This window comes from Mangrovimonas yunxiaonensis (genome assembly GCF_000733475.1).
In the GTDB taxonomy this organism is placed as follows: Bacteria; Bacteroidota; Bacteroidia; order Flavobacteriales; family Flavobacteriaceae; genus Mangrovimonas; species Mangrovimonas yunxiaonensis.
Map to the genome: position 1 here is coordinate 1 of NZ_JPFK01000001.1, position 2,927 is coordinate 2,927.

Below are 2,927 nucleotides of genomic sequence, written 5' to 3' on the forward strand. Positions count from 1 at the left end.
ACCCTAGACCTAACAACGGCGCCTGTAGTACCAGCCAATGGTTCAGAAACTGTTGAATGTCTTAGCGATGCTGTTCAACCTACAGCACCAGTAGTAACCGATGCTTGTGGTAACGACATCACACCGACCATTACCGAGAACAACGATCCTAGCTGTGAAGGCGATAAAGTATTCACCTTTACTTATGAGGACTGTGCTGGAAACCAATCGGTTTACACTTATACGTATACGCTAGACTTAACAACAGCGCCTGTAGTACCAGCCAATGGTTCAGAAACTGTTGAGTGTCTTAGCGACGCTGTTCAACCTACAGCACCAGTAGTAACCGATGCTTGTGGTAACGACATCACACCGACCATTACCGAGAACAACGATCCTAGCTGTGAAGGCGATAAAGTATTCACCTTTACTTATGAGGACTGTGCCGGAAACCAATCGGTTTACACTTATACCTATACCCTAGACCTAACAACGGCGCCTGTAGTACCAGCCAATGGCTCAGAAACTGTTGAGTGTCTTAGCGATGCTGTTCAACCTACAGCACCAGTAGTAACCGATGCTTGTGGTAACGACATCACACCAACCATTACCGAAAACAACGATCCTAGCTGTGAAGGCGATAAAGTATTCACCTTTACTTATGAGGACTGTGCCGGAAACCAATCGGTTTACACTTATACCTATACCCTAGACCTAACAACGGCTCCAGTCGTACCAGCCAATGGTTCAGAAACTGTTGAATGTCTTAGCGATGCTGTTCAACCTGCAGCACCGGTAGTAACCGATGCTTGTGGTAACGACATCACACCGACCATTACCGAAAATACTGATCCTAGCTGTGAGGGCGATAAAGTATTCACCTTTACTTATGAGGACTGTGCCGGAAACCAATCGGTTTACACTTATACGTATACGCTAGACTTAACGACAGCGCCTGTAGTACCAGCAAACGACGGCTCTAACATTAGCTGTATAGACGATGCTCAAGTAGTACCAACAAACCCAACAGTTTTTGATGCCTGTGGCAATCAAATAACACCTTCTGGCCCTATTGTTAGTGAAGACCCTGATTGTAGTGGGATTAAAACCTACACTTGGACGTATACGGATTGTGCCGGAAATGCCAACGATTGGGTATATACTTATACTTTAAATGATAATATACTACCAACAATACAATCTGAAGCAACAGACTTAACTGTAGAATGTGATGGAAGTGGAAATAATGGTGCCATACAAAATTGGTTAGACAACCATGGTAATGCAATCGCAACGGATAATTGTGGCGACGTTACATGGTCTAATAACTACAACGGTGCCAATTCCGATTGCTCAGCCCCTGTATATGTTATATTTACAGCAACTGATGCCTGTGGAAATACAGCAACAACTACAGCTGCCTATACCATTGTGGATACTATTGATCCTCAAATCACTACCGAGGCTTCTGACCTAACGGTTCAGTGTGATGGAAATGGCAACTTAGATGACTTAAATAATTGGTTGCTTTCAAATGGTAATGCCATAGCTACCGATGATTGTTCGGCAATTACTTGGGAAAATGATTTCACATCACTTTCTGATGGATGTGGGGCTACCGGTTCAGCGACTGTAACGTTTACCGTTACTGACGGCTGCGGAAACGACAGCACGACCGCTGCAACCTTTACTATTATCGATGATACACTGCCAACCTTTACCGCGCCTGCTGATATCACCATCGAGTGTGATCAAGATTCAACCGACTTGACCCTAACCGGCGATGTAACCGATGAAGCTGATAACTGTGCCACTGGACTAGAAGCCACTTATAGTGATAGCGTTGCCGATGGTAACTGTGCTTCGGAGAGCATCATTACCAGAACATGGACGCTAGTAGATGCCTGTAACAATACAACCACGGCCATTCAGACCATTTCGGTTGTTGATACTACAGCGCCTACCTTTACCGCGCCTGCTGATATTACCATCGAGTGTGATCAAGATTCAACCGACTTGACCCTAACCGGTGACGTGACTGATGAAGCCGATAACTGTGCCACTGGACTAGAAGCCACTTATAGCGATAGCGTTGCTGATGGTAACTGTGCCTCAGAGAGCATCATCACCAGAACATGGACGCTAGTTGATGCGTGTAACAATACAACGACTGCCGTTCAGACCATTTCGGTTGTTGATACCACAGCGCCTACCTTTACCGCGCCTGCTGATATCACCATCGAGTGTTACCAGGATTCAACCGACTTGACCTTAACCGGTGACGTGACTGATGAAGCCGATAACTGTGCCACTGGACTAGAAGCCACTTATAGCGATAGCGTTGCCGATGGTAACTGTGCTTCGGAGAGCATCATCACCAGAACATGGACCCTAGTAGATGCCTGTAACAATACGACGACTGCCGTTCAGACCATTTCGGTTGTTGATACCACAGCGCCTACCTTTACCGCGCCTGCTGATATCACCATCGAGTGTGACCAGGATTCAACCGACTTGACCTTAACCGGTGACGTGACTGATGAAGCCGATAACTGTGCCACTGGACTAGAAGCCACTTATAGCGATAGCGTTGCCGATGGTAACTGTGCTTCGGAGAGCATCATCACCAGAACATGGACGCTAGTTGATGCGTGTAACAATACAACGACTGCCGTTCAGACCATTTCGGTTGTTGATACTACAGCGCCTACCTTTACCGCACCTGCCGATATCACCATCGAGTGTGATCAAGATTCAACCGACTTGACCTTAACCGGTGACGTGACTGATGAAGCCGATAACTGTGCCACTGGACTAGAAGCCACTTATAGCGATAGCGTTGCTGATGGTAACTGTGCTTCGGAGAGCATCATCACCAGAACATGGACGCTAGTAGATGCCTGTAACAATACGACGACTGCCGTTCAAACCATTTCGGTTGTTGATAC

The 2,927-nt window shown here is 46.5% G+C and carries 1 protein-coding gene; it reads left to right on the top strand.

What is annotated here, in order from left to right; all coding sequences use genetic code 11:
- On the top strand, positions 1–2,927 hold a 2,927-nt coding region (locus tag IA57_RS12610; protein ID WP_036117537.1), incomplete at both ends, for an HYR-like domain-containing protein.